The following is a 22,693-nucleotide window of genomic DNA, read 5'->3' on the forward strand; positions in this document are numbered from 1 at the left end:
TACGATTCGGGAGATCGTGCGATAAAACCGTTCACCGTCAGGGGCTCGCGCTTGACGGCGGGGAGTCGGACGCTGTTGACATCCGAGAAAAGGAGTCCCATGTACCGCTGGGAGATCGTTCAGGCGGTCACCGCACAACGGGTGTTCGGGATCGTCAGGAGCGCCGGCCCGCAGGAGGCGGTGGCCGCCGCCGAGGCCGTGCTCGACGCCGGGCTGCGGGCCGTGGAGGTGGCGCTCACCACGCCCCGGGCGCTCACCGCCGTCGCGCGGCTCACCGAGCAGCGGCCCGAGGCGCTGGTCGGCGCCGGCACCGTGCTCGACGAGGCCGCCGCCCGGGCCGCCGTCGAGGCCGGGGCGCGCTTCCTGGTCTCGCCCAACCTGCACCCCGGGGTGATCCGCACCGGGCACCGCTACGGCGTGCCGGTCTTCCCGGGCGTCGCCACGCCGACGGAGATCGTACGGGCCCTGGAGGAGGGCGCGGACGCGGTGAAGATCTTCCCGGCCTCGGCAGTGACGCCGTCCTGGCTGCGTGACGTGCGGGCCGCGCTGCCACAGGCCCCCGCCATCCCCACGGGTGGTGTGACCATCGACAACGCGCCCGGCTGGATCGCCGCCGGCGCCGTGGCCTGCGGCATGGGCTCCGCGCTGACCTCGGGCGGCGCGCGGGCGGCGGGGGAGCGGGTCGCGGCGCTGCTCACCCGCCTCGCGCAGGCGGGCTGACGGGCGTGAAGCTCCAGGGCCTGCACGGACAGGTGGTCGACGGCCTCGGCCGCTCGCTCGCCGGCGGCGAGCTGCGCGCCGGCGAGGTGCTGCGGCTGGAGGACGTCCAGGAACGGTTCGGCGTCTCCCGCACGGTCGCCCGCGAGGCCGTACGCGTGCTGGAGTCCAAGCGGCTGGTCAGCAGCCGCCCGCGCGTCGGCGTCACCGTGCGCCCGATGAGCGCCTGGAACCTCTACGACCCCCAGGTGATCCGCTGGCGGCTCACCTCGCCGGGGCGCGAGGGGCAACTGCGCGAGCTGGCCGAGCTGCGAGCCGCCGTCGAGCCGGCCGCCGCCGCGCTGGCCGCCCAGCACGCCGGGCCCGCGGTGCGGCAGGAGCTCATGGACCACGCGCGCGCCCTGACCGCCGCCGCCAGGGCCGGCGACAAGGAGGGCTTCGTGAGCGCCGACGCCGCCTTCCACCGGGTGCTGCTCGGCGCGTCGGGCAACGGCATGTTCGCCCAGCTCGCCGAGGTGACGGAGGAGCTGCTCGTGGCCCGGCGCGACCTGCTGCTCCTGCCCGAGCGGCTCGACAATCCCGCCGTCCGCCGCCACCTCGACGTGGCCGCGGCCGTCGCCGAGGGCCGCGGCGAGGACGCGGCGCGGGCGGCCGGCTCGATCGTGGCGGCGGCACGCGACGAGGTGGAGAGCATCCTCGACGGCACCGCCTGCCCTCTCGCCACCTGATGGCGCGAGCGCGGCCGCACCCCCGTCACGCGGCCGAGCCCGCGCGGCCGCCGCAGCCCCTTGGCCGGCATGCGCAGGATCGCGCCGGGGCGCATCCTGCCGAGCCGCCATCCCGCGTACGAGGCGGCGAGCCCGAGCGTGCGCATACTGACCGGCCGGCGCCTCACCCCTCACGCCGACCCGGCGCGGGTGGCGCAGTGAACCGCCGGGCCGCCAGCTCGGCGCGGGGCCCGTCCGCCCAGGCGACCATCTGCAGGGCCGTGCCGGCGATCAGCAGGAGGGGAGGCTCGGTCGATCCGGACATCGCGTGCGATATATGCTCACTCGTGATCAACGCGCTATGACCGGGAGGCTGCCCGATGACCGTCGCCGTCCACGTCGGCCCCGAGCCCGTGCCCGCGCTCATCGACGCCGTACGCCGCGCCGGCGCCCGCGTCGTGCCCCTGGCGGAGGCCGAGGCGATCGTCTACTACGGCAGCGACGACCCCGGCGAGGTGCGCTCCATGCTGCACGAGGGCATCCGCTGGGTGCAGCTCCCGCACGCGGGCGTCGAGCGGTGGGCCGATGCCGGCGTCATCACCGACCACCCCGTCTTCACCGCCGCCACCGGCTCGTACGGGCGGCCCGTGGCCGAGCACGCGCTGGCCCTGATGCTGGCCGCGGCGCGCGGGCTGCACCGGCTGGCCAGGGCCACGACGTGGGGGCCGAACACGTCCAGGGAACTGAGCGGGTCCACGGTCGCGGTCGTCGGCGCCGGCGGCATCGGGCGGGCGCTGATCGGGATGCTGGAGCCGTTCGGGTGCCGGGTGGTCGCGGTCAGCGACAGCGGCGAGGTGCCGGGAGCCGCCGAGGTGCTGCCGCGCGCCCGTTACCGCGAGGCGCTGCCCGAGGCCGACTACGTAGTCGTCGCCGCGCCCGCCACGCCGGGCACCAGGGGCATGTTCGGGACGCACGAGTTCGGGCTCATGCGGCAGGACGCGTGGCTGGTGAACGTGGCCAGAGGCGGCCTCGTCGTCACCGGCGAGCTGGTCGAGGCGCTGCGCGCGGGCCGCATCGGCGGGGCGGCGCTCGACGTCACCGACCCCGAGCCGCTGCCGGACGGCCATCCGCTCTGGTCGCTGGAGAACGTCCTGATCACGCCGCACTCCGCGAACCCGCGCGCCGCCTACTGGCGCGGCCTGGCCGAGCGCGTCACCTCGAACGTGCGCCGCTTCGGCGACGGTGAGCCCCTGGAAGGGGTCGTGTCGCCGGCACGCGGCTTCTAGCCCCTGGGGAGGTTGAGCCGGGCTCCCGAGCTCAGCCCCGAGTCGTGCACCTCGATCCCGACGGGTTCGAGCTCCTTGGGCAGCTCGAACACCAGCGCGCCGGTGAACGACGCGCCCGCCTCGATGCGGATCGGCGTGATCTCCTTGCCGCCCTTGTCGAGCAGCTTGGTGCCGCCGTGCAGCTCGTCGTCCTCGTCGATGAGCTTCTGCTGGCCGGGGTAGAGCACCCGGGCCTCCTCGCCGACGTTCCTGACCTGCACGCCGATCTGGCACGTACGCTCGGCCGCGGCCTTGGCCGGCTTGGGGCACTTGGCGCTCGTCACGGCGAAGCGCAGCTTGCCGTCCTGTACCGGCCCGTCCTCACCGACGGCGGGCGAGCGGAACACCCAGGCCAGCACCGCCAGCAGCACCACCACGAGCACCACGGCGATCACCAGCGCGGTCAGGCAGCCCGCGAACACGCCCCGCTTCGGCCGGGCCGGCCGGTAACCGGGCAGCCGCCCCTGGCCGGTGGCCGAAGGGTCGGGCAGCGGACCCTGACCGGTGGCCGAGTGGTGCAGCGGCGCCTGGCCGGTCGGGTGCGGCAGCGGCATCTGGCCGGTCTGGGGCGGTAAGGGCACCCGTCCGGCACCCCGCGGCCGGGGCCCGCGCGAGGAGCCGGGCGTCGGACCGGTCCGCTCGGCTGGCGACGGCCCGCGGCCGGGCATGGGCGTCGGCCCCGTCCGCTCGGCGGGCGGCGGCTGCTGCGGCACGTGCGGCGCTCCGGGCGCGGGCTGCGGCCCCCGGGCCGCCCCCTGAGTGGGGCCGGTGCGCTCGGCGGGGGACGGCGCGTGGCTCATCCCGGGCGTGGGGCCCGTGCGCTCGGCCGGAGGCGGCGGTTGCGGGGCGCGGGAGGCGCCCGGCGTGGGACCGGTGCGCTCGGCGGGCGGCGGCTGGGGCGCCCGGTGCTGCTCCGGGTGGTGGGACGGCCTGGGGGCGTGGCCCGTGCGGTCGGGCGGCGGCATCAGCGGGCCGAACTCCGACGGGTTCCACGCGTTGGTCAGGTGCTTGGTGGCGGCGAGCTGCGCGGCCGGCTCGTCGGAGGCCTCCACCAGCTCCAGCAGCAGCTGCCGGGCCGCGGGCCGGCGCGCCGGGTCGGGGTGGATGGCCGCCGCGACCAGCCGGTCCAGCGGCGCGGGCAGCCCCCGCAGGTCCGGCGGCGCCTGGCGGGCCCTGGCCGCCATCACGTACGCGTCCCCCTCGCCGAACGGATGCCCGCCCAGCCCCGCGTACGCGATCAGCGACCCCCACGCGAACACGTCGCCAGCCGGGCTCGACACCCCCTCGAAGACCTGCTCGGGAGCGATCCATCCGGGCGTGCCCATCACCATGCCGGCGTTGGTGTGCCGGGAGTGCACGTGCGTCGAGCGCGCCAGGCCGAAGTCGATCACCCGCGGCCCGGCCAGCGTCAGCATCACGTTGGCCGGCTTGAGGTCGCGGTGCACCAGCCCGGCGGCGTGGATCGCGGTCAGCGCGGCGGCCACGCCCACGGCGGCGGCGTGCAGCACCGACGGCGACAGCGCGCCGTGCTCGATGAGGTGGTCCTCCAGCGAGATGCCGTCGATGTACTCGGTGACGAGGTAGAGCACGCCCCGGTCCTCGCCGTGGTCGAGCACGCGCGCCGTGCAGAACGAGGCCACCTTGCGCGCGTTGGACACCTCTTCGTGGAAGCGCGCCCGGTAGACCGGGTCGGCGGTGTAGTCACGCCGGATGGCCTTGAGCGCCACGCGCGAGCCGTCGGCGGCCTTGGCGAGGTAGACCACGCCCATGCCGCCGGAGCCGAGACGGCTGATCAGCTCGTAGGGGCCGATCGCCGGCGGATCTTCCGGCTGAAGAGGAGTGCCTGCGGAGCGCCCCAACGTCGCCGTCCTCTCGCCGTCGTCATCCCGTCTCAACCCGAACCGTTCCTCCCGCCGGTTCGTTCCTCTGGCAACCCTCTGGCAACCCGAACCGTTCCGCCGCCCGGCATCCCGTTTGTACCCCAGACTCTAACGGAGGAAGGGCCTGTCCGTAGGACACTAGCCCCCAGGAGCGTCCCGCCGGAGGGGCCGCATGGCCACCCGCAGCCGCGCGAGATCGATCGTGTGGGGGAGCGGCCGGTGCTGTGAGATCAGCCGTCCGACCGGCTTGGGGCGGGCCGCGCTCAGGACCGCCCCGAGGAAGGCCGTGCCGACGGCGAGCGTCAGGTGCACGCCGCCGCAGCCGGGCCGCGCCCACCACTCGTCCGCGGCCGTGCCGTCCAGCCAGATCTCGGGCGCGAACGTGTTCGCGTACGGCAGGCGCGGGCTGCGCTGGTGCGCCGCGATGGGCACGAGCACGGTGGTGCCGGCGGGCAGGACGCTGCCGTACCACTCGGTCTCGGCGGTCGTGACCCGTGCCAGGGCGGGCACCGGCGGCCACAGGCGCAGCCCCTCGCGCAGGCACGCCCGCAGGTGTTCCGGGTCCTTGCGGGCCGCCTTGCGGTGGGCGGGGTGGGCGGCGAGCAGCGCCAGGGTCTGCGTCAGGCCCGCCGCGGTGGAGCCCAGCCCCATCAGCCAGAACGCCGCGTGCATCAGCGCGCGCGACTCGTTCTCCGGCGTCTCGGCGATCAGGCCGGCCAGGCTGCCGGGCTCGGCGCGGCGCAGGTGGTCGATGATGCGGGCGTCGTAGCGCCCGGAGAGGATCTCCTGGCGGCGCCTGGCCCGCCACCGGCCGGCCCGCGTGACGCCTTCCAGCAGCCGGGTGAGCTCCTCGTCGCGGGCCGCGCCGTCTCCGTAGACGCAGCGCCTGGCCACGCGCTGCCAGCAGGCGTTGAGCCGCGCGTGGTCCACCACGCCCTCGGTCAGCCCGGCGGCCTCCTGCCTGGCGATCTCGATGAAGCGCGGGCGCAGCACGTCCGTGGGCAGGCCGAACGGGCGCTCGTGGAGGGTGGGGGCGTAGGCGTCGTCGTCCTCGGTCAGCACGCGCAGGGCGTCGCGCTTGGACAAGACCAGCAGCGCCCGGCCGCGCAGGCCGCGGACGAGCACGGGCCGGCCGCCGTAGCGGGACTCCAGGGTGGCCAGCAGCGCGCGGGCCCGCAGCGGGTCGCGGCCCCGCGTCAGGTGCGGCGTGCCCGGCGGGACGAGCGTGGCCGCCAGGCGCAGGCTCTCCAGCAGGGTGGCCCTGGGCAGCCCCCTAGGCACGTGTGACCTTCCGCGCTCTCATGCGTCGATGTGATCGCTCGGGGGCACGCGTTCGCAATGAGGGGTTTCGGTCAGTGGAACACTTTCGGTCTCAAGATCTGTGAGTGTTCCGGTGACCGGAACGGGGTCACGCGGGGAGGAGCGCGGCGGAGATGGCCTGGGCGGCACCCCGTACGGAGATGCCCAGCTTGGCCAGCGGAGCCAGGTGGGCGGGCGCGGCCACGCCGACCGACATGCACACCCGCCCGCCGGGCCCGAACACCGGGGCCGCCACGCAGGCCACGCCCTCGGTGAACTCCTCCTGCGAGTAGGCGATGCCGTGCCGGCGGACCTGTGCCAGCTCCCGTTCGAGCCCGGCCAGGTTGGTGATCGTGCGGCGGGTCAGCCGCTCGAACGCGCCCCGCGCCATCAGCTCCTGGCGCAGCTTCGGGTCGAAGGCCAGCAGCGCCTTGCCGGTCGCCGTGCAGTGCAGCGGCGCGCGGTCGAGGCCGTCGGAGCGCGAGCCGACGCGGTTGTGGCCGTACAGGCGCTCGACGTAGCGGGCCTCCAGGCCCGACGGCACGGCCAGGTTCACCGTGTGCCTGGTGGTCTCGAACAGGTACAGCAGGTAGGGGAGCACCACCCGGCGCGTGCCGGGCACGCGCGCGCGGGTGATGCCCGCCATCGACTCCAGCAGCTCGCCGGGCAGGTACGCGTTGCCCACCCGGCGGGCCAGCTCGCGCGAGCAGAGCACGCCCAGGATCCGGTGCGCGGTCGACTTGGGCAGGCCCGTGCTGCGGCAGAGCTGCGACAGCGTGACGGGACGCGAGGCGGCGCCGAGCGCGAGCAGGATGTCGATCCCGCGCTCGAGGCTGCCCGGCTGGGACGCGGGGCGCTCGTCCGTCATCGCCTGCGCTTGGCTGACCGTTTCCGTCGGCATCGACATCCCTTTCGCTCTCCGGATAGCGGAAGGGGCTTCCCGGGGCTCGGCTTTACACTTCCTGGCGTACCCGGTCGCCGCGCGCTGATACACCCGCCGTTCAGCGGAGCCGGATGATCTCCGCGTACACCGAAACAGCCACCTCACCAGGCGTTCTGGCCCCAATGTCCAGGCCTGCGGGGACGTGGACGCGTTCGCCTCCCTCCACCCGCGCCAGCACCGCCGCGCCCCGCTTGCGGCTGGCGATCAGCCCGACGTACGGCACCCCCGCCGCCAGCGCCTCGCGCAGCACCGGCTCCTCGCCCACGCCGTGCGAGGCCACCAGCACGGCGGCGGTGCCGGCGGCGACGGGGCCCGCCCCCTGCTCGACCGTGTACCCCATCGCCCGGCCCACCTCGGCGAAGGCCCGCGCGATGGGGCTGTCGCCGTGCACGCGCACCAGCCTGGGCGGCGAGACGGACTCCAGGAAGATCTCCAGCGTGCCGCCCGACAGGCACGGCTGGCCCACGGCCACCAGGCCCTCCTCCTCGCGCGGCGCGTCCTCCTCGGGGGTGATCCGCAGCAGCGTGGCCGCGCCGGTGCCCATCAGGCGCAGGCCCTGCGCGCGTACGGTGTCGGTCGCGCACACGCCGCCGACGAACCCCTCGATCGTCCCGTCGGCCAGCACCAGCGCGCGATCGCCCGCCTTGGCGCTGGTCGGCCGCTGTGCGCGCACGACGGTGGCCATCACGTACGGCTCCCGCCCCGACCGCAGCCGCGCCACCCTCGTGTCGAGGTCGGCGGCAGGCCGCGGCCGGGACGCCGGCATGCCCAGGAACTCGGTCATGGGATCGCCAGGTCCGTCCGGAACGGGTCGCCGTGGACGACGCGCCACACGTTCGCCGGCGTCAGCGGCATGTCGGCGTGCCGCACCCCGTACGGCCCGAGCGCGTCCACCACGGCGTTGACCACGGCGGCGGGCGAGCCGACCGTGGCCGACTCGCCGACGCCCTTGGCGCCGATCGGGTGCGTCGGCGAGGGCGTCACGGTCTCGCCCAGCTCCCACGACGGGCACTCCATCGAGGTCGGCAGCAGGTAGTCCATGAACGAGGCCCCCAGGTGGTTGCCGTCCTCGTCGAACGCCATCACCTGCATGAGCGCCATGCCGACCCCGTCGGCCAGGCCGCCGTGGATCTGCCCCTCGACGATCATCGGGTTGATCCGCACCCCGCAGTCGTCCACCGCCACGAACCTGCGCACCTTCACCTGCCCGGTGCCGGGGTCCACGTCCACGACGCAGATGTAGGCGCCGAACGGGTAGGTGAGGTTCGGCGGGTTGTAGACGGTGACCGCGTCCAGGTGGCCCTCGACGCCGTCGGGCAGCTCCAGGTTCGAGTGGGCGCCCAGCGCGATCTCCGCCAGCGACTTGCCGGTGGACGGGTCGCCCACCACCGACCACCTGCCGTCGGCCCACTCCAGATCGTCCGCGGAGGCCTCCAGCATGGCCGCTGCGACGATCTTGGCCCGGTCCCGGACCTTCCTGGCCACGATGGCCGCGGCGGCCCCGGAGACGGGCGTGGAGCGCGAGCCGTACGTGCCGAGGCCGAACGGCGTCTGGTCGGTGTCGCCGTGCACCACCTCCACGTCGTCGGCCGGGATGCCCAGCTCGTGCCCGACGATCTGGGCGAACGTGGTCTCGTGCCCCTGGCCCTGCGACTGGCACGACACCCGCAGCACCGCCTTGCCCGTCGGGTGCACCCGCAGCTCGGCGCCGTCGGCCATGCCGAGGCCGAGGATGTCCATGTGCTTGCGCGGGCCGGCGCCGACCGCCTCGGTGAAGAAGCTGACGCCGATGCCCATCAGCTCGCCCCTGGCCCGCTTGTCGGCCTGCTCGGCGCGGAGCTTGTCGTAGCCGGCCATGTCCAGGGCCAGGCGCAGCGCCTTCGGGTAGTCGCCCGAGTCGTACTCCCAGCCGGTGGGCGAGGTGTACGGGAACTGCTCCGGCTTGAGCAGGTTGCGCATGCGCAGCTCGGCCGGGTCCATGCCGAGCTCGGCGGCCAGCACGTCCACCATGCGCTCGACCAGGTAGACGGCCTCGGTGACGCGGAAGGAGCAGGCGTAGGCGACGCCGCCGGGGGCCTTGTTCGTGTAGACGCCGGTGACCTCGCAGTGGGCGGTCTCGATGTCGTAGGAGCCGGAGAAGACGTGGAAGAACCCGGCGGGGAACTTGGTCGGCTGCGCGGTGCCGTTGAACGCCCCGTGGTCGGCCAGCACCTTGACCCGGATGCCCTGGATCTTCCCGTCGCGGGTGGCGGCGATCTCGCCGCGCATGTGGTAGTCGCGGGCGAAGGCCGTGCTCATGAGGTTCTCGGAGCGGTCCTCCATCCACTTGACCGGCCTGCCGGTGACGATCGAGCCGACGATCGCGCAGATGTACCCCGGATAGATCCCGACCTTGCCGCCGAAGCCGCCGCCGATGTCCGGCGAGATCACCCGGATCTTGTGCTCGGGCAGCCCGGCCACCATCGCGTACAGCGTGCGGTGGGCGTGCGGCGCCTGCGTCGGGCACCAGACGGTCAGCTTGCCCGTGACCTTGTCGAAGTCGGCCAGCGCGCCGCAGGTCTCCAGCGGCGCCGGGTGCACGCGCGGATAGATCATGTCCTGCGCGACCGTCACCTCGGCCTGCTCGAACACGGCTTCGGTGCGCGCCCTGTCGCCGGCCTCCCAGTCGAAGATGTGGTTGCCGGTACGCCCTTCGAGGTCGTCGCGGATGACCGGGGCGCCGGGGTCGAGGGCCTTCCTGGCGTCGATGACCGCGTCGAGCGGCTCGTACTCGACGTCGATCAGCTCCAGCGCGTCGCGCGCCGAGTACGCGTCCTCGGCCACCACGAACGCGACCTCCTGGCCCTGGAAGCGCACCTTGTCGGTGGCCAGCACCGCCTGGGTGTCGTTCGACAGGGTGGGCATCCAGGCCAGGTTCAGCCCGGCCAGGGTCTGGCCGGTGATGACCGCCTTGACCTTCGGATGCGCCTCGGCCGCGCTGGTGTCGATGGAGACGATGCGCGCGTGGGCGTGGGGGCTGCGCAGGATGGCGCCGTACAGCATGCCGGGCAGGCGTACGTCGTCGGTGTAGTTGCCGCGCCCGCGGATGAAGCGGGCATCCTCTTTGCGGTGCATACGCCCATAACTCATGATTTCGCCTCCGCTGCCCAACGGATCGAACGGACGATGTTCTCGTAACCCGTGCACCGGCACAGCTGGCCCGAGATCGCCTCGCGGATCTGCGCCTCGTCGGGATCGGGGTGGCGGTCGAGCAGGGCCTGCGCGGTCAGCAGCATGCCCGGCGTGCAGAACCCGCACTGCAGCCCGTGACACTCCACGAACCCCTTCTGCACAGCGTCCAGCTCGCCGTCGCGCTCCAGCCCCTCCACGGTGGTGACCTCGTGCCCGTCGGCCATGACGGCCAGCACCGTGCACGACTTGACCGGCACGCCGTCGAGCTGCACCGTGCACACCCCGCAGTTGGAGGTGTCGCAGCCCCAGTGGGTGCCGGTCAGACTCAGCTCGTCGCGCAGGAAGTGCACGAGCAGCAGCCGCGGCTCGACGTCCCTGGTGTACGACTGCCCGTTCACGGAGACCGTGATCCGCATCTCAGATCCTCCCTGCGGCCCTGGCCAGCGCGCGCCGGGTCAGCTCGGCGGCCAGGTGGCGCTTGTAGTCGGCGGGGCCGCGCTGGTCGGCGTGCGGCTCGCAGTGCTCGGCGGCGATCCGGCCCGCCTGCGTGAACGCCTCCTCGTCCGGCGCCCGGCCGGACAGGAAGGCCTCGGCCTCGGGGGCGCAGAAGTGCCCGGCGCCGACCGCCGTCAGCCCGATGCCGGCCTGCGCGATCGTGCCGCCCTCGATCCGCAGCACCGCGCCGGCCGCCGCCACGGGCCAGTCGCCGACGCGCCGCTCGACCTTCTCGTACGCGCTGCCCGTGCCGGGCGCGACGGGCACGCGGAGCTGGATCAGCAGCTCGTTCGGCTGGACGGCGGTCTCGTAAGGACCCTCGTGGAACTCCCTGACAGGCACGGTACGCGTTCCGCCCGGCCCCTGGATGACCGCGGTCGCCCGCAATGCCGCGAACACGGCCGACAAATCCTCCGAGGGATCCCCTTGGCAGAGAGAACCGCCAACGGTCCCCCGATTTCGCACTATTGGGTCAGCAATAACGCGCTCCGCATCCCGAAATATCGGGAAAAGGTCGGTGGCGGTGGCGCTCTCCAGCAACTCCGTGTGCCGCACCATCGCCCCGATCGCCAGCTCCTCGCCCTCCACGGCGATGCCGCCCAGCTCATCGGCCAGGTCATTGATGTCGATCAGCGCCTCCGGCTGGGCCAGGCGGAGCTTCATCATCGGGATGAGACTGTGCCCACCTGCGACGACCCTCGCCTCGGGCCCGTAGCGCTCCAGGAGCTCCAGCGCGTGCGGGACGCTGTTCGCTCTCTCGTATTCGAACGTCGCGGGAACCTGCATGAGAGCACATAAGCGGTTACCGATTTGTCGCGACAATCCGCAAATAAGGCTTTCCTTAATGCGGTCCGGAGAACTAAGAAGGGAGACGTGACTCTCAGCCAGCTCGGCGCCTTCGTTTTCGTCGCCCGCCTCGGCTCGGTCAAGGCCGCCGCGCGGGCGCTCGGCGTCAGCGAGCCCGCCGTCTCCCAGTCGCTGGCCCAGCTCCGCCGGCACCTCGGCGACCCGCTGGTCGCCCGCTCCGGCGACCGCATGGTGCTCACGGAGGGCGGCAGGCGCCTGCTCGGGATCGCCTCCCAGATGGTCGCCCTCGGCGCGGAGGCCGTCGCCGCCGTCCAGCAGGGCCGCCCTTCGCGCCTGCACGTCGTCATGGACGCCGGACTGGCGGAGTACGTGGCGGGCCCGCTGCTCTGCCTGTTCACCCAGCGCAAGTCCGTGGACGCCACCACGGGGGTGGCCGCCACGGCCGAGGTCCCGCTCCTGCTGTCCAGCCGCCTGGCCGATGTCGCGCTCGGGGCTCAGGCCACCAGTGAGGGCCTGGTGAGCCGCCCGGTCCTGCGCTGCCGCCTCATCGTCGTCGGCTCCCCGCGCGGGCGGCGCGACCAGTGGCTCGTCGGCCCGTCCGGCACCGACCCGGACAGCGACACCAGCCGCCTGCTGCGCCTCCTGCGCGTCCAGGAGTCCCAGGTACGCGTCTTCGCCAACCAGACGGCGGCCTGGAAGGCGGCGGCCGAGGGCGCGGGCGTCGCGCCCGCCACCGCGCACCTGGTGTCGTCGCAGTTACGCCGGGGCGAGCTCGTCCCCATCGAGACGCCCGCCACCCCGCTGCCCGCCTACTGGTACGCCACCACCCTGGAGCCCGCCACCCGATCGGCCGCCGCGGGCACCTTCCTCGACTTCCTCACCGCCCCGGCGGCCACGCAGATCATGCGCACGCCGGACGAGGGGATACCGCGCAGCCGCTTCCGTCCGCCGGTGCACGTGTCGATCTGGAGTTAGTACGTGGTGCGCTTGAGCCGCTTGCCGAGCAGGTGACCGTTGCGCACCTCCTGCCCGTGCTTGATCCGCACCTGGAGCTTCGGGTTCTCGGCGAGTGGCGCCAGATCGAGGCCGGGGGAGGCGTCGTGGAGATCGAGCACCTCCAGCGCGCTCAGCCCGGCCAGAGGCGAGAGGTCCCGCAGCTCGCGGCAGCCGCGCAGGTCGAGGAGCTGCAGCCGGTCGAGGTTCTGCAGAGGCCGCAGATCGTGCACCGGTGTCTCGTCCAGGGTCAGCCAGGCGAGAGCGCGGCACCCCGTGAGGGGGGAGAGGTCATCGAGGTTCCCGATGCCTGTCAGGTGCAGCCTCTCGAGGTCGAGACGTTCGAGCGCGTCCAGATCCGTCAGGCTGTCGTACTCCGCCAGCCACAAGGTCCGCAGATGCGGCGCCCGATCGACGACCTCGCTCACGGAGCTCACCATCGGCAGCCCGGAGAGCAGGAGCACGTGCAGGCCGTCAAGCGGCGGCATGAGGTCCCACGTCGTCCGGGAACCGGCTCCCGCGATCTGGAGGTACCGCAGCTCGGGAAGGTTCCCCAGGCAGGAGAAATCCGATATCGGAACTTGGATGAGCTTCACCTTGGTGAGGTGGTGCAGTTCGGAGAGAAAGGTGAGCTCCCCGCACCCGATGGCGCCGAAGCGCCGCAACTCGCGCAGGTGGCCCACGATGCGCAGATCCGCCCGGCGGACCTCCTCGCCCAGCACGAGCTCGGCCAGAGAGTCGCGATGGCGGAGCAGCGGGCTGAGATCCAGCACCTCGGTCGCCGGGTTGACGGTGATGCACCGCTGCGGTGGAAGCTCACGCACGGCGTTCAGTTGCCCGGGCGTGTTCACGAAGAGGTGTTCCGGCTGTGTCGGCATGGCGGAGAGGACTCGCTCGGCGTACAGGTTCGGCTCGAAGTACGCCCACCCCCTGGCCAGCTCGTTCCTGGCCTCAGGCCGGTCGCAGACCGCGTAGCCCGCCAGCAGGGCGAGCGCCTCCGGGCCGTTGACCAGCCAGGCCGTCCGCACACAGGCTCGGGCCGCGGCGGGGGAGAGCCCCCGCAGGTCCTTGGGCAAGCGGTCGAGCACGACCTGTCCGGCCAGCGCCAGCGATCGCGCCGCGGCGGTGTCCCGGGGTGGGATGAGGTCGTGGAGGCACTTGTCCACGGCCTCCCGCACCCGCCCGGGCACCGAGGGCAGCGTCTCCAGGCAGGCGGCCACCACGATCTTGACCCGGCGCGCGTGCCGGGGTTCCGCCGACATGCGGGACAGCAGCCCGCCGAGCAGTTCCTCCCGCACGGGTCCGTTCGCGTGGCCGGCGGCCATGACCACGACGTCGCGCCACTGGTCGCGGTGTGCGTTGAGGACCAGCGGCTCGACGTCTCCCACCTCGGCCGCGGCCCGCGCCGTCAGGTACTCCTGCACGCTCCGGTGCACGAAGTCGATCCGCCCCTCCACCGGCTCCCGGATCACGCCGCTGCGGTCGAGCAGGTAGTCGAGCACCTGCGCGCCCGTGGCCTGAACCCTGGGCATGGTGGCGACGACCCTGTCCACCCACGCCAGCGCGGCCGGCTTGGCCAGCTCCACCCGGTTGGTCACCGAGAGCTGCCAGGCCAGCTCCTGCAACACCTGCAGCTTCTGCGAGCGGTTGAGCCGGACCTCGTCGTAGCTCGGGATGACCCGCTCGGCGTCCCTGCGTTCCAGCAGCATCTCCAGCGCCGCCGCGTACAGGCCCATGCGATCGGGCGGGAGCTGGGAGGCGCGGTCGAGGTTGAGCGCGCACAACATGGAGGCCAGCAGCGGCGTGGCCGCGAGCGCGCGCAGGTGCGGCGCGCTGTCGAGGTGGGCCAGGAGCCGCGCCTCCACGACGGGCAGGTGCTCGGGCGGGCAGGGGAGATCGGGGCTGTTCCTGATCGCCTCGTGCCAGTGCGCGATCAGCGCGCGCACATCCGACGGCGTCATCCGCTCCAGGAACGCGGGTGCGAACCCCTCCTCGTCCAGCCACGACGCCCCGGCGGCCGGCGGGCGGCTCGTCACGACGACCCGGATCTCGGGGAACTCGGCAAGCAGCCCGCGCAGCCACGGCTTGATGGCCTTGCGCTGGGCGCCGGTCAGCTCGTCCACGCCGTCGATCATGAGCAGCGCCCGCCCGGACGCGAGCTGCCGGTGCGCCCAGCCGGAGGGCATGAGCCCGGCCAGCGCCCCGGCCGTCAGGTCGAGGAGCTGTTCGGGTCTCGGCAGATCACGGTCGGCGTGGCTGCGCAGCTTCACCAGGAACGGCACGCAGCCGTTCCACTCGGACAGCTCGCCCTCGAACGCGCCCCGCGCGGCCGTGATCGCCAGCCAGCGCAGCAGCGTGCTCTTACCGCTGCCGGCCTCGCCGCGCAGCAGCATGCGCCGTCCCCCGCCGAGCGCGCTCTCCACCCGCATGGTGGCGGGCTCGTGGTCGTGCCACGAGCCGGGGACCGGCCTGGGGTTGGCGGTGACGGACAGGCTGATGTAGGCCACGCTCAGGGAGGGGCGTGGCCGGTAGCGCTCGGTGCGCACGCCGAGGAGCTCGAGGTTGTCGAGCGTGCGCGAGACGTGCTCCAGGTAGCGGCGGCGGAACTCGGCGTCCCTGTCGGTGCCGTCGGGCGCCTCCAGCGTGCGCACCGGCAGCCGCGCCAGCATCGCGGCGAGTTGCTCGCCGAGCCCCGACAGCCGCGAGAGCGTCTCGGCCGCGGCGCGCGGCTGGAACTCGGGCAGGTGCCGGACGACCCTGACCAGGCAGTCGCAGCACTCGTCGAGCACGACCTCGTACAGCCGCGACTGCCTCTCGTCCAGGTTCTTGGGCGCGGGCAGGGCCCGGCGCAGCTCGCGCGCGAGCCGCACCGGGTCGGCGTCGGCGGCCAGCAGGGCGCGGTCGGACAGGTCCGCGCGGTCCAGCGTGTGCTGTATCTCGGCGAGCACGACCTCGCGGTCCTCGTCGCCGAGCCCGGGGAACTCGTGCCCGCACAGCTTCATGACCCGCGTCGTCACGGCGTCCGCGATGTCCTCGAGCTGCCGCTGGGCCTTGCGGCGCACCAGATGGTCGGGGAAGCGCGTGCGCATGAGCTCGACGAGCGGCAGGCGGCTGCTCTCGCCGGCCGATCGGGCGGTCAGCCACGTGCGCATGGCGCGTTCGCCGACCGCCGTGCCCACCTTCAGGGCGGCTGTTTCCAGGGCCACCGGATCATTATCCCGGCATTCCGCTGCCGTCCGCCGCGCTCACTCCTGCCTCGCTCGGCGGCCTTCGCAATGGCTCAGCGCTCGGCGGGCAAGCCCTGGTCACACCCGCAGGACGGTGACCTGGCGGCCGGACGGGGTGACCGCCTCCTCGAAGGCGCCGCGTTCCTTCCACGGTGGGGCCTCGGGGCGCCGGTCGAAGATCACCAGCACGCCGGTGGAGAGGGTGAGGCGGTCCAGGTAGCGGTCGAGCTGGGCGAGGCCGTCCGGCAGGGGGTCGTTGTCGCCTGCCCGCCAGACCTTCAGCTCCATGGCCTCGCGCTGCACGAGGCGGTCGCCTCCGGGGCCGGGGTAGGGCCAGCGGACCAGGACGTCCAGGCGTTTGGTGCCCGCGGCGTACTCGCGGTCGAGCTGGCCGCCGCCGTTGACCAGGCGGTGCAGGAAGGCCATCAGGATGATCTGGCAGGCGGCCTCGTGGTAGCCCTCCTGCTGGATGAGCATCTCGCCGTGCTCGCGCCAGAACACGACGAACTCCTGCAGCAGGCGCGGCAGGTCGAAGCGGCCGTCCGGCAGCACGAAGCTGTGCGGATCGGCCTTGACCAGCCGCGCCGCGCGATCGCCCAGCACCCGGAGCAGGACTTCGCGATAGATGGGGTTGGCGATCTCCAGATCCATGGGTCCGCGAATGAGGCCCAGGTCGTGGACGTAGGAGACGTCGTCGTCGATGCTGCTGTCCATGCTCGGCAGCGTGCCGGCCACGATGGGCTCGATCACCCGCTTGACCCGGGGCTCGTGCAGCCGGGCCGCCAGGGCGTCCAGGTGGGTGGCGCGCGCCCGGATCAGCCGCTCCTTGGCCTCCTCCACTTGCCCGGCGGTGATGGCGCCGGTCACTCCCATCTTGAAGGTGATCTCATGGGCGAGCGCGTTGACCAGCCAGGGTTGTCCCTGGGTCAGCTCGAAGACCCGGTCCACGGCGTCCTTGGCGAACTCCTGGCCGGTCGCCTGCGTGTGCTGGTCGTACAGTGCGGTGATCTCGTCGGTGGTGAAGTCTCCCAGGCGCAGCGACTCGGCGACGATGTTGAACGGGCTGGCCGCGTTGTACCGGTCGGGGGCGCCGCCCGAGGCGACCTTGTAGTCGCGCAGGTCACGCAATCCGCACAGCACCACGGACGCGGGAAACGGATGGCCCTCGTGCCGGGCGTTGTGGCCGTCACGGAGCTGGCTGAGGATGCTGACCAGGCTGTTGCCCTGCAGGGCGTCGATCTCGTCCATGAACAGCACCACCCGGCGCGGGCAGCGGCGGCACCACGCGCTCAGCGCGGAACCGAACCGGCTGCCCGGCGTGACCTCCGGCCAGGAATCCGGCGGCAGCAGCTTCTTCGGCCATCCCGACCGTTCCGCGGCCTCGCGGAGAGAGTCCAGCAGCAGTGACTCCGCGGCGCCGTAGTCGTCGCCGGCCGACTTGGCGCGCTCGCAGGAGAGCATCAGGGCGGCGATGTCGCCCTCAGCGGTCAGCTCGGAGGCCAGGGTGCGCAGCGTGGTCGTCTTGCCGGTCTGCCGGGGCGCGTGCAGCACGAAGTAGCGATCCATCTCGATGAGCACCCGCGCCTGGGGAAGCCGCTGCGCGGGGGGCAGCATGTAGTGGTGCCGCGGGCCGCAGGGGCCGGTGGTGTTGAAGTACTTCGCTCCGGGTGGCCGCATGACTGCATTCTGTCATCACCGAGTGTGGGTGTCCTCCGCTCTCAGGTAGCCCGCGTGCGAAAAAGCCGGGGCGCGGTGACCGCCCCGGCTCAGCTCTCGCGGGCTACCTGAGAGCCGCCGCTTCGGCGGCGAGCTTCTCCACGCGGCCCCAGTCGCCGGCGGCCAGCGCGTCGGCCGGGGTCAGCCAGCTACCCCCGACGCAGCCCACGTTCGGCAGCGCGAGGTAGTCGCGGGCGGTCTCCGGCTTGATGCCGCCCGTCGGGCAGAAGCGCACGTCGGGCAGCGGCCCGGACAGCGACTTGAGGTACGGGATGCCGCCCGCGGCCTCGGCGGGGAAGAACTTCAGCTCCTTGAGCCCCCGCTCCGCCAGCGCCATGATCTCCGACACGGTGGCCGCACCCGGCAGGTACGGCACGCCGCTGGAGTCCAGCGCCTCGACCAGCGACAGGGTCGTGCCCGGCGAGACGAGGAACTTCGCCCCCGCCGACACGGAGGCCGCGATGTCGTCGGTGGTCCGGATCGTCCCCGCGCCCACCGTCGCCTCGGGCACCTCCTCGGCGATCCTGGCGATGGCCTCGCGGGCGGCGGGCGTGCGCAGGGTCACCTCGATGACCGGCAGGCCGCCGGCCACCAGGGCGCGGGCCATCGGGACGGCGGTCCCGGCGTCCTCGATCACCACGACGGGGATCACTGGAGCGAGATCGAGCAGGCTCATGGGGTTTCTCTCCTCGCCGGCCTCACGGCCGTCGTCTTGTCCTGTACAACATGGTCACCTGCCCACCTGGTGGGCTTCAGTCAGCCCACCAGCTCCGTGCGGGCGTGCTGGCTCAGCCAGGCGGCCGCGCCCGTCATCCCGGGCTGGGCCGCGACGATCAGCACGGTGCCGATCTCCGACAGGTAGGCGGCCATGTCGGGGTTGTCCTCGAAGCGCGTACGGAAGCTGCTGGCACGCACGCGCTCCACGATCCGGGGCAGCACCCCGCCGGCCAGGTACACCCCTCCCCGGGCGCCGAGCGTCAGGGCCACGTTGCCGGCGAAGGTGCCGAGCATGCCGCAGAACACCTCGACCGTCTCCGCGCACAGCGAGTCGTCCACCCTGGCCACGATGTCGGAGGCGGTCAGGCCGGGCGCGCTGACGCCGTTCACCAGGGCCAGCGCCCGGTGCAGGCGCACCAGCCCCGGGCCCGACAGCAGGTGTTCGGCCACCACGTGCGGCAGGCCCTGCGACTGCATCGCGCGGACGATCTCGATCTCGCGCGGCTCGAACACCGGCACCGTGGCGTGCCCGCCCTCACCGGGGATCGCCGTCCAGCCGTGCTCGGTGGGCACCAGCCCGCCCACGCCGAGGCCGGTCCCCGGGCCCAGCACCGCCTTGACGCCGTGCTCGGGCGCGGGCCCGCCCAGGGACACCAGCTCGTCGCCCGCCAGGTGGGGCAGCGACACGGCCAGCGCCTCGAAGTCGTTGAGCAGCCGGGCGTACGGCACGCCGAGGTCGCGGATGGAGCCGGCCCAGTGGGAGTTCGTGAGCCGGTAGCGGTCGCCGTCGATCGGGCCCGCCAGCGCCAGACAGGCCGCCCCCGGTCGCACTCCGCCCGCGTGCTCCGCGAGATAGGCGGCTACGGCTTCGGGGAGGGTGGGGTAGTCGGCACCGGGCAGGACCGCGACGTTCGACGGGCGCGCCCCCAGCGAGGTGACCAGGCCGAACCGGGCGTTGGTCCCCCCGATGTCGGCGACGAGCCACGGAAGGTCAAAGGCATTCACGGATACCTCCGGCATTCGGGGCGGCGTCAAGATCGCTCGCCATACACCGAAGGATCCCACGATCGTTCACGTCTCCCCATGCGGGGTGGTGCGGACGTACGGGCTCAGGAGCGTTCAGCGCGCGCCAAACGGACACAAAGCACCGTACCGGCAAATACCCCGTCACCGAACCAGCGCGCCGACCGGCGCGCCCGTCTCGAGGTGGGACGAGCCCGCCTCGGCGGGGAAGCCCAGCCCGGGGCCGTGGTGCGGCGACTCGGCACCGCTCACCCCGAAGATGCCCGCGCCCTGCTCGGCGTGACCCGCCATCCGGCGGAAGGCGGCGAACAGCTCGCGCCCCGTGCCGACCCACTGCGCGTCGCTCAGCGGCCGGCCCTCGGGCGTGCGCCGGGCCAGCTCCTCGGCCGGCACCAGCAGCTCCAGCGTGCCCGCCACCGAGTCCAGCCTGATCACGTCGCCGTCGCGCACCAGCGCGATCGGCCCGCCGTCGGCCGCCTCGGGCGACAGGTGGATGGCCGCCGGCACCTTGCCCGACGCGCCCGACATGCGGCCGTCGGTGACGATGGCCACCCGCTGACCCCGGTCGAGCAGCACGGCCAGCGGCGAGGTGAGCTTGTGCAGCTCGGGCATGCCGTTCGCGCTCGGGCCCTGGTAGCGGATGACCGCCACGAAGTCCTGCCCGTCCAGCTCGCCCGCCTCGAACGCCTTCAGCAGGTCGAGCTGGTCGTGGAAGACCTTGGCCGGCGCCTCGATCACCAGGTGCTCCGGCTTGACCGCCGAGACCTTGCTGACGGCGCGGCCCAGGTTGCCCTCGACCATGTGGATGCCGCCGTCGGCCGAGAACGGGTCGGCGGCCGGGCGCAGCACGTCCAGGTCCTTGCTGCCGCCGGTGACCGGCGCCCAGACCAGCTCGCCGTCCACCAGCTCCGGCGCCTCGCGGTAACGGTCGAGGCCGGGGCCCGCCACGGTCATGACGTCCCCGTGCAGCAGCCCCTCGTCCAGCAGGTCGCCGATGAGGACCTGCATGCCGCCGGCGTCGCGGAAGTGGTTCACGTCCGCCTGGCCGTTCGGGTAGATCTTGGTCAGCGACGGCACGACCTCGGACAGGCAGGCCAGGTCGTCCCAGGTCAGCACGATGCCCGCGGCGGCGGCCATGGCGACCAGGTGCAGCGTGTGGTTCGTGGAGCCGCCGGTGGCCAGCAGCGCGACGCAGGCGTTCACGATCGCCTTCTCGTCCACCAGCTCGCCGATCGGCGTGTACTCGGCGCCGTGCGCGGTGATCTCCACCGCCCTGCGCCCGGCGGCCTGCGTGAGCGCGTGGCGCAGCTCGGTGTGCGGGTTGACGAACGTCGAGCCCGGCAGGTGCAGGCCCATGACCTCCATCAGCGCCTGGTTGGAGTTCGCGGTGCCGTAGAAGGTGCAGGTGCCGGGGGAGTGGTACGACTTGGCCTCGGCGTCGAGCAGCTCGTCCCTGCCGACCTTGCCCTCGGCGAAGAGCTGCCGGGTGCGGGCCTTGACCTTGTTCGGCAGGCCCGAGGTCATCGGGCCCGCGGGCACGAAGATCGCGGGCAGGTGCCCGAAGTGCAGCGCCCCGATGAACAGCCCGGGCACGATCTTGTCGCACACGCCCAGCAGCAGCGTGGAGTCGAACATGTCGTGCGACAGCGCGATCGCGGTGGACATGGCGATCACGTCGCGGCTGTAGAGCGACAGCTCCATGCCGGCCCGGCCCTGCGTGATGCCGTCGCACATGGCCGGCACGCCGCCCGCCACCTGCGCCACGCCGCCCGCCTTGCGCACGGCCTGCTTCAGCTCCGGAGGGTACGTCTCGTACGGTTGGTGCGCGGACAGCATGTCGTTGTAGCTGGTCACGATGGCCACGCCGGGCTTGGCCGAGCCGCGCAGCACCGGCTTGTCCTCGGCCGGGGCGCCCGCGAAGCCGTGCGCGAGGTTCGCGCAGCCGAGGTGCGCCCGCGCCGGGCCCTTCGCCCTGGCGGCCTCGCCCTCGCGGCGGATCCGCTCCAGGTACGCGGTACGGCTGGCGGCGCTGCGCTCGATGATCCGGTCGGTGATTTCCTGGATGACGTGGTTCATCACATTTCCTCCTCGTGCCAGGCACGACCGCTGCGTCCGAGCAGCTCGTGGGCTCCGGCGGGGCCGGTGGTTCCTGCGGGGTAGGGCTCGGGCAGCGCGGGGTCGGCCGCCCAGGCGTCGAGGATCGGGTCGATCCACCGCCAGGCCGCCTCGACCTCGTCGCGGCGCATGAACAGCGTCGGGTTACCGGCCAGCACGTCCATCAGCAGCCGCTCGTACGCCTCGGGCACGCGCGCCGTGAACGTCTTGCCGAAGCTCAGCGACAGCGGCACCGGCTTGAGCGTCGTCTCGCCCGCGCCCGGCTCCTTGGCCATGATGTGCAGCTCGATGCCCTCCTCCGGCTGGAGCCGCAGCACGAGACGGTTCGGGGCGCCGCCGGGGAAGATGGAGTGCGGCACGTCCTTGAACTGCACCACGATCTCCGAGCGCCGGTACGGCATGCGCTTGCCGGTGCGCAGGTAGAACGGCACCCCCGCCCACCGCCAGTTCTTGATCTCGGCCCGGATCGCGGTGAACGTCTCCACCCGCCGCGAGGCCTCGTTCGGCGGGGTGGAGGCGGGCTCGTCGAGGTAGCCCACCATGTCGCCGGCCTCGGTGTACTGGCCGCGCACGGTGAAACGTTCCACCTCGCCGCCCGCGATCGGCCGCAGCGCCTGCAGCACCTTGACCTTCTCGTCGCGGATGGCCTCGCGGTCGTTGCGGGCCGGCGGCTCCATCGCGGTCAGCGTCAGGAGCTGCAGCAGATGGTTCTGCACCATGTCGCGCAGCGCGCCCGCGTGGTCGTAGTAGCCGCGCCTGCCCGGCGTGCCGACCGTCTCGGCGGCCGTGATCTGGACGTGGTCGATCCACAGCGAGTTCCAGATCGGCTCCAGGAAGGCGTTGGCGAAGCGCAGGACCAGCAGGTTCTGCACCGTCTCCTTGCCCAGGTAGTGGTCGATGCGGAAGATCTGGCGCTCGTCGAAGATGGCGCCGACCTCGTCGTTGATGCGCTGCGCGCTCGTCAGGTCGTGGCCCAGCGGCTTCTCCAGCACCACGCGCGAGCGCGGCGTCACCAGGCCGGCCTGCTCCAGCTCGCGGCAGAACGGGCCGAACGTCCTCGGCGGGCTGGCCAGGTAGAACACCCGGTCGCGGGCCTCGTGACCGGCCAGCAGCTCGGCCAGCGCGCTCCAGCCGGAGGTGTCGTCGCGGCCGACGTCCACCGACACGTGGTGCAGGCGGGACAGGAACCGCTGCCACTGGCTCTCGTCCTCCACGGGGAGCCGGCTGCGTACCTCGGCGTCCACCTTGCCGCGGAAGTCGGCGTCGGTCAGCCCGCCCCTGGACATCGCGATGACGCGGGTCTGCGGGGAGAGCCTGCCCTCCCTGTCGCTGTGGTACAGCGCCGGGATCAGCTTGCGCATGGACAGGTCGCCGGTGCCGCCGAACACGACGAGATCGGCGGTGTGGGCGACGGGGCCGGTGGAGGTTTCGGCGGTGGACACGGTGAGGGGCTCCGATGATCTACCAAGCAGGGACAGAACGGACACTAACCAGAGTTTGGGTCTCACACAAGCGGAGTTTTGGTATTTGAGATAAAAAAGTCGCGACTTTTCATGAC

At 72.9% G+C, this 22,693-nt stretch carries 18 protein-coding genes; 5 read left to right on the forward strand and 13 right to left on the reverse strand.

Annotated elements, in window-relative coordinates; genetic code table 11:
* The first annotated feature begins 99 nt into the window (after positions 1–99).
* From AB0I79_RS04400 to AB0I79_RS04415, 4 genes are all read left to right on the forward strand, one after another.
* Positions 100–720 (forward strand): bifunctional 4-hydroxy-2-oxoglutarate aldolase/2-dehydro-3-deoxy-phosphogluconate aldolase, encoded by a 621-nt coding sequence (locus tag AB0I79_RS04400; RefSeq protein ID WP_357866700.1) that lies wholly within the window; start codon positions 100–102, stop codon positions 718–720.
* A gap of 5 nt (positions 721–725) precedes the next feature.
* Positions 726–1,445 carry an FCD domain-containing protein gene (locus tag AB0I79_RS04405; protein ID WP_357866702.1) on the forward strand — a complete coding sequence of 240 codons (720 nt, stop codon included), beginning with the start codon at positions 726–728 and terminating at the stop codon, positions 1,443–1,445.
* A 69-nt stretch (positions 1,446–1,514) separates the two neighbouring features.
* Complete coding sequence (locus tag AB0I79_RS04410) at positions 1,515–1,646, forward strand: hypothetical protein (RefSeq protein WP_357866705.1); 132 nt, start codon at positions 1,515–1,517, stop codon at positions 1,644–1,646.
* 158 nt (positions 1,647–1,804) lie between these two features.
* The gene (locus tag AB0I79_RS04415; protein ID WP_357866707.1) at positions 1,805–2,710 is read left to right on the forward strand and encodes a D-isomer specific 2-hydroxyacid dehydrogenase family protein; all 906 of its coding nucleotides are present in this window, start codon (positions 1,805–1,807) and stop codon (positions 2,708–2,710) included.
* Here the strand turns inward: AB0I79_RS04415 and AB0I79_RS04420 are convergent.
* The 7 genes from AB0I79_RS04420 to AB0I79_RS04450 all read right to left on the reverse strand — a co-directional run bounded on the left by AB0I79_RS04420 (position 2,707) and on the right by AB0I79_RS04450 (position 11,323).
* A complete protein-coding gene (locus tag AB0I79_RS04420) occupies positions 2,707–4,608 on the reverse strand; it encodes a protein kinase (RefSeq protein WP_357866710.1) in 1,902 nt (633 codons plus the stop codon). The two genes, AB0I79_RS04415 and AB0I79_RS04420, sit on opposite strands and share 4 nt — an antisense overlap.
* Before the next feature lie 159 nt (positions 4,609–4,767).
* Entirely contained in the window at positions 4,768–5,910 is a 1,143-nt protein-coding gene (locus AB0I79_RS04425; RefSeq protein WP_357866712.1) for a cytochrome P450, read from the reverse strand.
* 127 nt (positions 5,911–6,037) lie between these two features.
* Positions 6,038–6,829: an IclR family transcriptional regulator gene (locus AB0I79_RS04430; RefSeq protein WP_357866715.1), complete on the reverse strand. Its 792-nt coding sequence runs from the start codon at positions 6,827–6,829 to the stop codon at positions 6,038–6,040.
* 100 nt (positions 6,830–6,929) lie between these two features.
* A complete protein-coding gene (locus AB0I79_RS04435; RefSeq protein ID WP_357866718.1) occupies positions 6,930–7,655 on the reverse strand; it encodes an XdhC family protein in 726 nt (241 codons plus the stop codon).
* Entirely contained in the window at positions 7,652–9,985 is a 2,334-nt protein-coding gene (locus tag AB0I79_RS04440) for an aerobic carbon-monoxide dehydrogenase large subunit (protein WP_357866720.1), read from the reverse strand. Before AB0I79_RS04440 ends, AB0I79_RS04435 begins: the two co-directional genes overlap by 4 nt.
* 11 nt (positions 9,986–9,996) lie before the next feature.
* Entirely contained in the window at positions 9,997–10,458 is a 462-nt protein-coding gene (locus tag AB0I79_RS04445) for a (2Fe-2S)-binding protein (protein ID WP_357866722.1), read from the reverse strand.
* A gap of 1 nt (position 10,459) precedes the next feature.
* Entirely contained in the window at positions 10,460–11,323 is an 864-nt protein-coding gene (locus AB0I79_RS04450; protein WP_357866724.1) for a xanthine dehydrogenase family protein subunit M, read from the reverse strand.
* Between the two features lie 87 nt (positions 11,324–11,410).
* Here AB0I79_RS04450 and AB0I79_RS04455 point away from each other — a divergent pair, with 87 nt between their 5' ends.
* Positions 11,411–12,319: a LysR family transcriptional regulator gene (locus AB0I79_RS04455; protein WP_357866726.1), complete on the forward strand. Its 909-nt coding sequence runs from the start codon at positions 11,411–11,413 to the stop codon at positions 12,317–12,319.
* On the opposite strand, the gene AB0I79_RS04460 is transcribed toward AB0I79_RS04455, so the two are convergent.
* The 6 genes from AB0I79_RS04460 to zwf all read right to left on the reverse strand — a co-directional run bounded on the left by AB0I79_RS04460 (position 12,316) and on the right by zwf (position 22,577).
* Positions 12,316–15,543 carry an NACHT domain-containing protein gene (locus AB0I79_RS04460; RefSeq protein WP_357866729.1) on the reverse strand — a complete coding sequence of 1,076 codons (3,228 nt, stop codon included), beginning with the start codon at positions 15,541–15,543 and terminating at the stop codon, positions 12,316–12,318. The genes AB0I79_RS04455 and AB0I79_RS04460 overlap by 4 nt on opposite strands.
* A gap of 99 nt (positions 15,544–15,642) precedes the next feature.
* The gene (locus tag AB0I79_RS04465; protein WP_357866731.1) at positions 15,643–17,241 is read right to left on the reverse strand and encodes an ATP-binding protein; all 1,599 of its coding nucleotides are present in this window, start codon (positions 17,239–17,241) and stop codon (positions 15,643–15,645) included.
* Between the two features lie 103 nt (positions 17,242–17,344).
* Positions 17,345–17,956: a bifunctional 4-hydroxy-2-oxoglutarate aldolase/2-dehydro-3-deoxy-phosphogluconate aldolase gene (eda, locus tag AB0I79_RS04470; RefSeq protein WP_357866733.1), complete on the reverse strand. Its 612-nt coding sequence runs from the start codon at positions 17,954–17,956 to the stop codon at positions 17,345–17,347.
* An 80-nt stretch (positions 17,957–18,036) separates the two neighbouring features.
* Complete coding sequence (gene glk / locus AB0I79_RS04475; protein ID WP_357866735.1) at positions 18,037–19,002, reverse strand: glucokinase; 966 nt, start codon at positions 19,000–19,002, stop codon at positions 18,037–18,039.
* Positions 19,003–19,164: 162 nt separating this feature from the next.
* Entirely contained in the window at positions 19,165–21,096 is a 1,932-nt protein-coding gene (gene edd, locus AB0I79_RS04480) for a phosphogluconate dehydratase (protein WP_357866738.1), read from the reverse strand.
* Positions 21,096–22,577 carry a glucose-6-phosphate dehydrogenase gene (zwf, locus tag AB0I79_RS04485; RefSeq protein ID WP_357866740.1) on the reverse strand — a complete coding sequence of 494 codons (1,482 nt, stop codon included), beginning with the start codon at positions 22,575–22,577 and terminating at the stop codon, positions 21,096–21,098. Before zwf ends, edd begins: the two co-directional genes overlap by 1 nt.
* Positions 22,578–22,693 lie beyond the last annotated feature (116 nt).

The sequence above is a fragment of the Nonomuraea sp. NPDC050202 genome (assembly GCF_040656115.1).
GTDB lineage: Bacteria > Actinomycetota > Actinomycetes > Streptosporangiales > Streptosporangiaceae > Nonomuraea.

Excerpts from the sequence above, each read along its gene's own strand:
- AB0I79_RS04445 (WP_357866722.1), bottom strand. The coding sequence starts at position 10,458 with ATGCGGATCACGGTCTCCGTGAACGGGCAGTCGTACACCAGGGACGTC.
- AB0I79_RS04400 (WP_357866700.1), top strand. The coding sequence starts at position 100 with ATGTACCGCTGGGAGATCGTTCAGGCGGTCACCGCACAACGGGTGTTC.
- AB0I79_RS04465 (WP_357866731.1), bottom strand. The coding sequence starts at position 17,241 with ATGCGGCCACCCGGAGCGAAGTACTTCAACACCACCGGCCCCTGCGGC.
- AB0I79_RS04435 (WP_357866718.1), bottom strand. The coding sequence starts at position 7,655 with ATGACCGAGTTCCTGGGCATGCCGGCGTCCCGGCCGCGGCCTGCCGCC.
- AB0I79_RS04450 (WP_357866724.1), bottom strand. The coding sequence starts at position 11,323 with ATGCAGGTTCCCGCGACGTTCGAATACGAGAGAGCGAACAGCGTCCCG.
- AB0I79_RS04415 (WP_357866707.1), top strand. The coding sequence starts at position 1,805 with ATGACCGTCGCCGTCCACGTCGGCCCCGAGCCCGTGCCCGCGCTCATC.
- edd (WP_357866738.1), bottom strand. The coding sequence starts at position 21,096 with ATGAACCACGTCATCCAGGAAATCACCGACCGGATCATCGAGCGCAGC.
- AB0I79_RS04440 (WP_357866720.1), bottom strand. The coding sequence starts at position 9,985 with ATGCACCGCAAAGAGGATGCCCGCTTCATCCGCGGGCGCGGCAACTAC.
- eda (WP_357866733.1), bottom strand. The coding sequence starts at position 17,956 with ATGAGCCTGCTCGATCTCGCTCCAGTGATCCCCGTCGTGGTGATCGAG.
- AB0I79_RS04430 (WP_357866715.1), bottom strand. The coding sequence starts at position 6,829 with ATGCCGACGGAAACGGTCAGCCAAGCGCAGGCGATGACGGACGAGCGC.
- AB0I79_RS04410 (WP_357866705.1), top strand. The coding sequence starts at position 1,515 with ATGCGCAGGATCGCGCCGGGGCGCATCCTGCCGAGCCGCCATCCCGCG.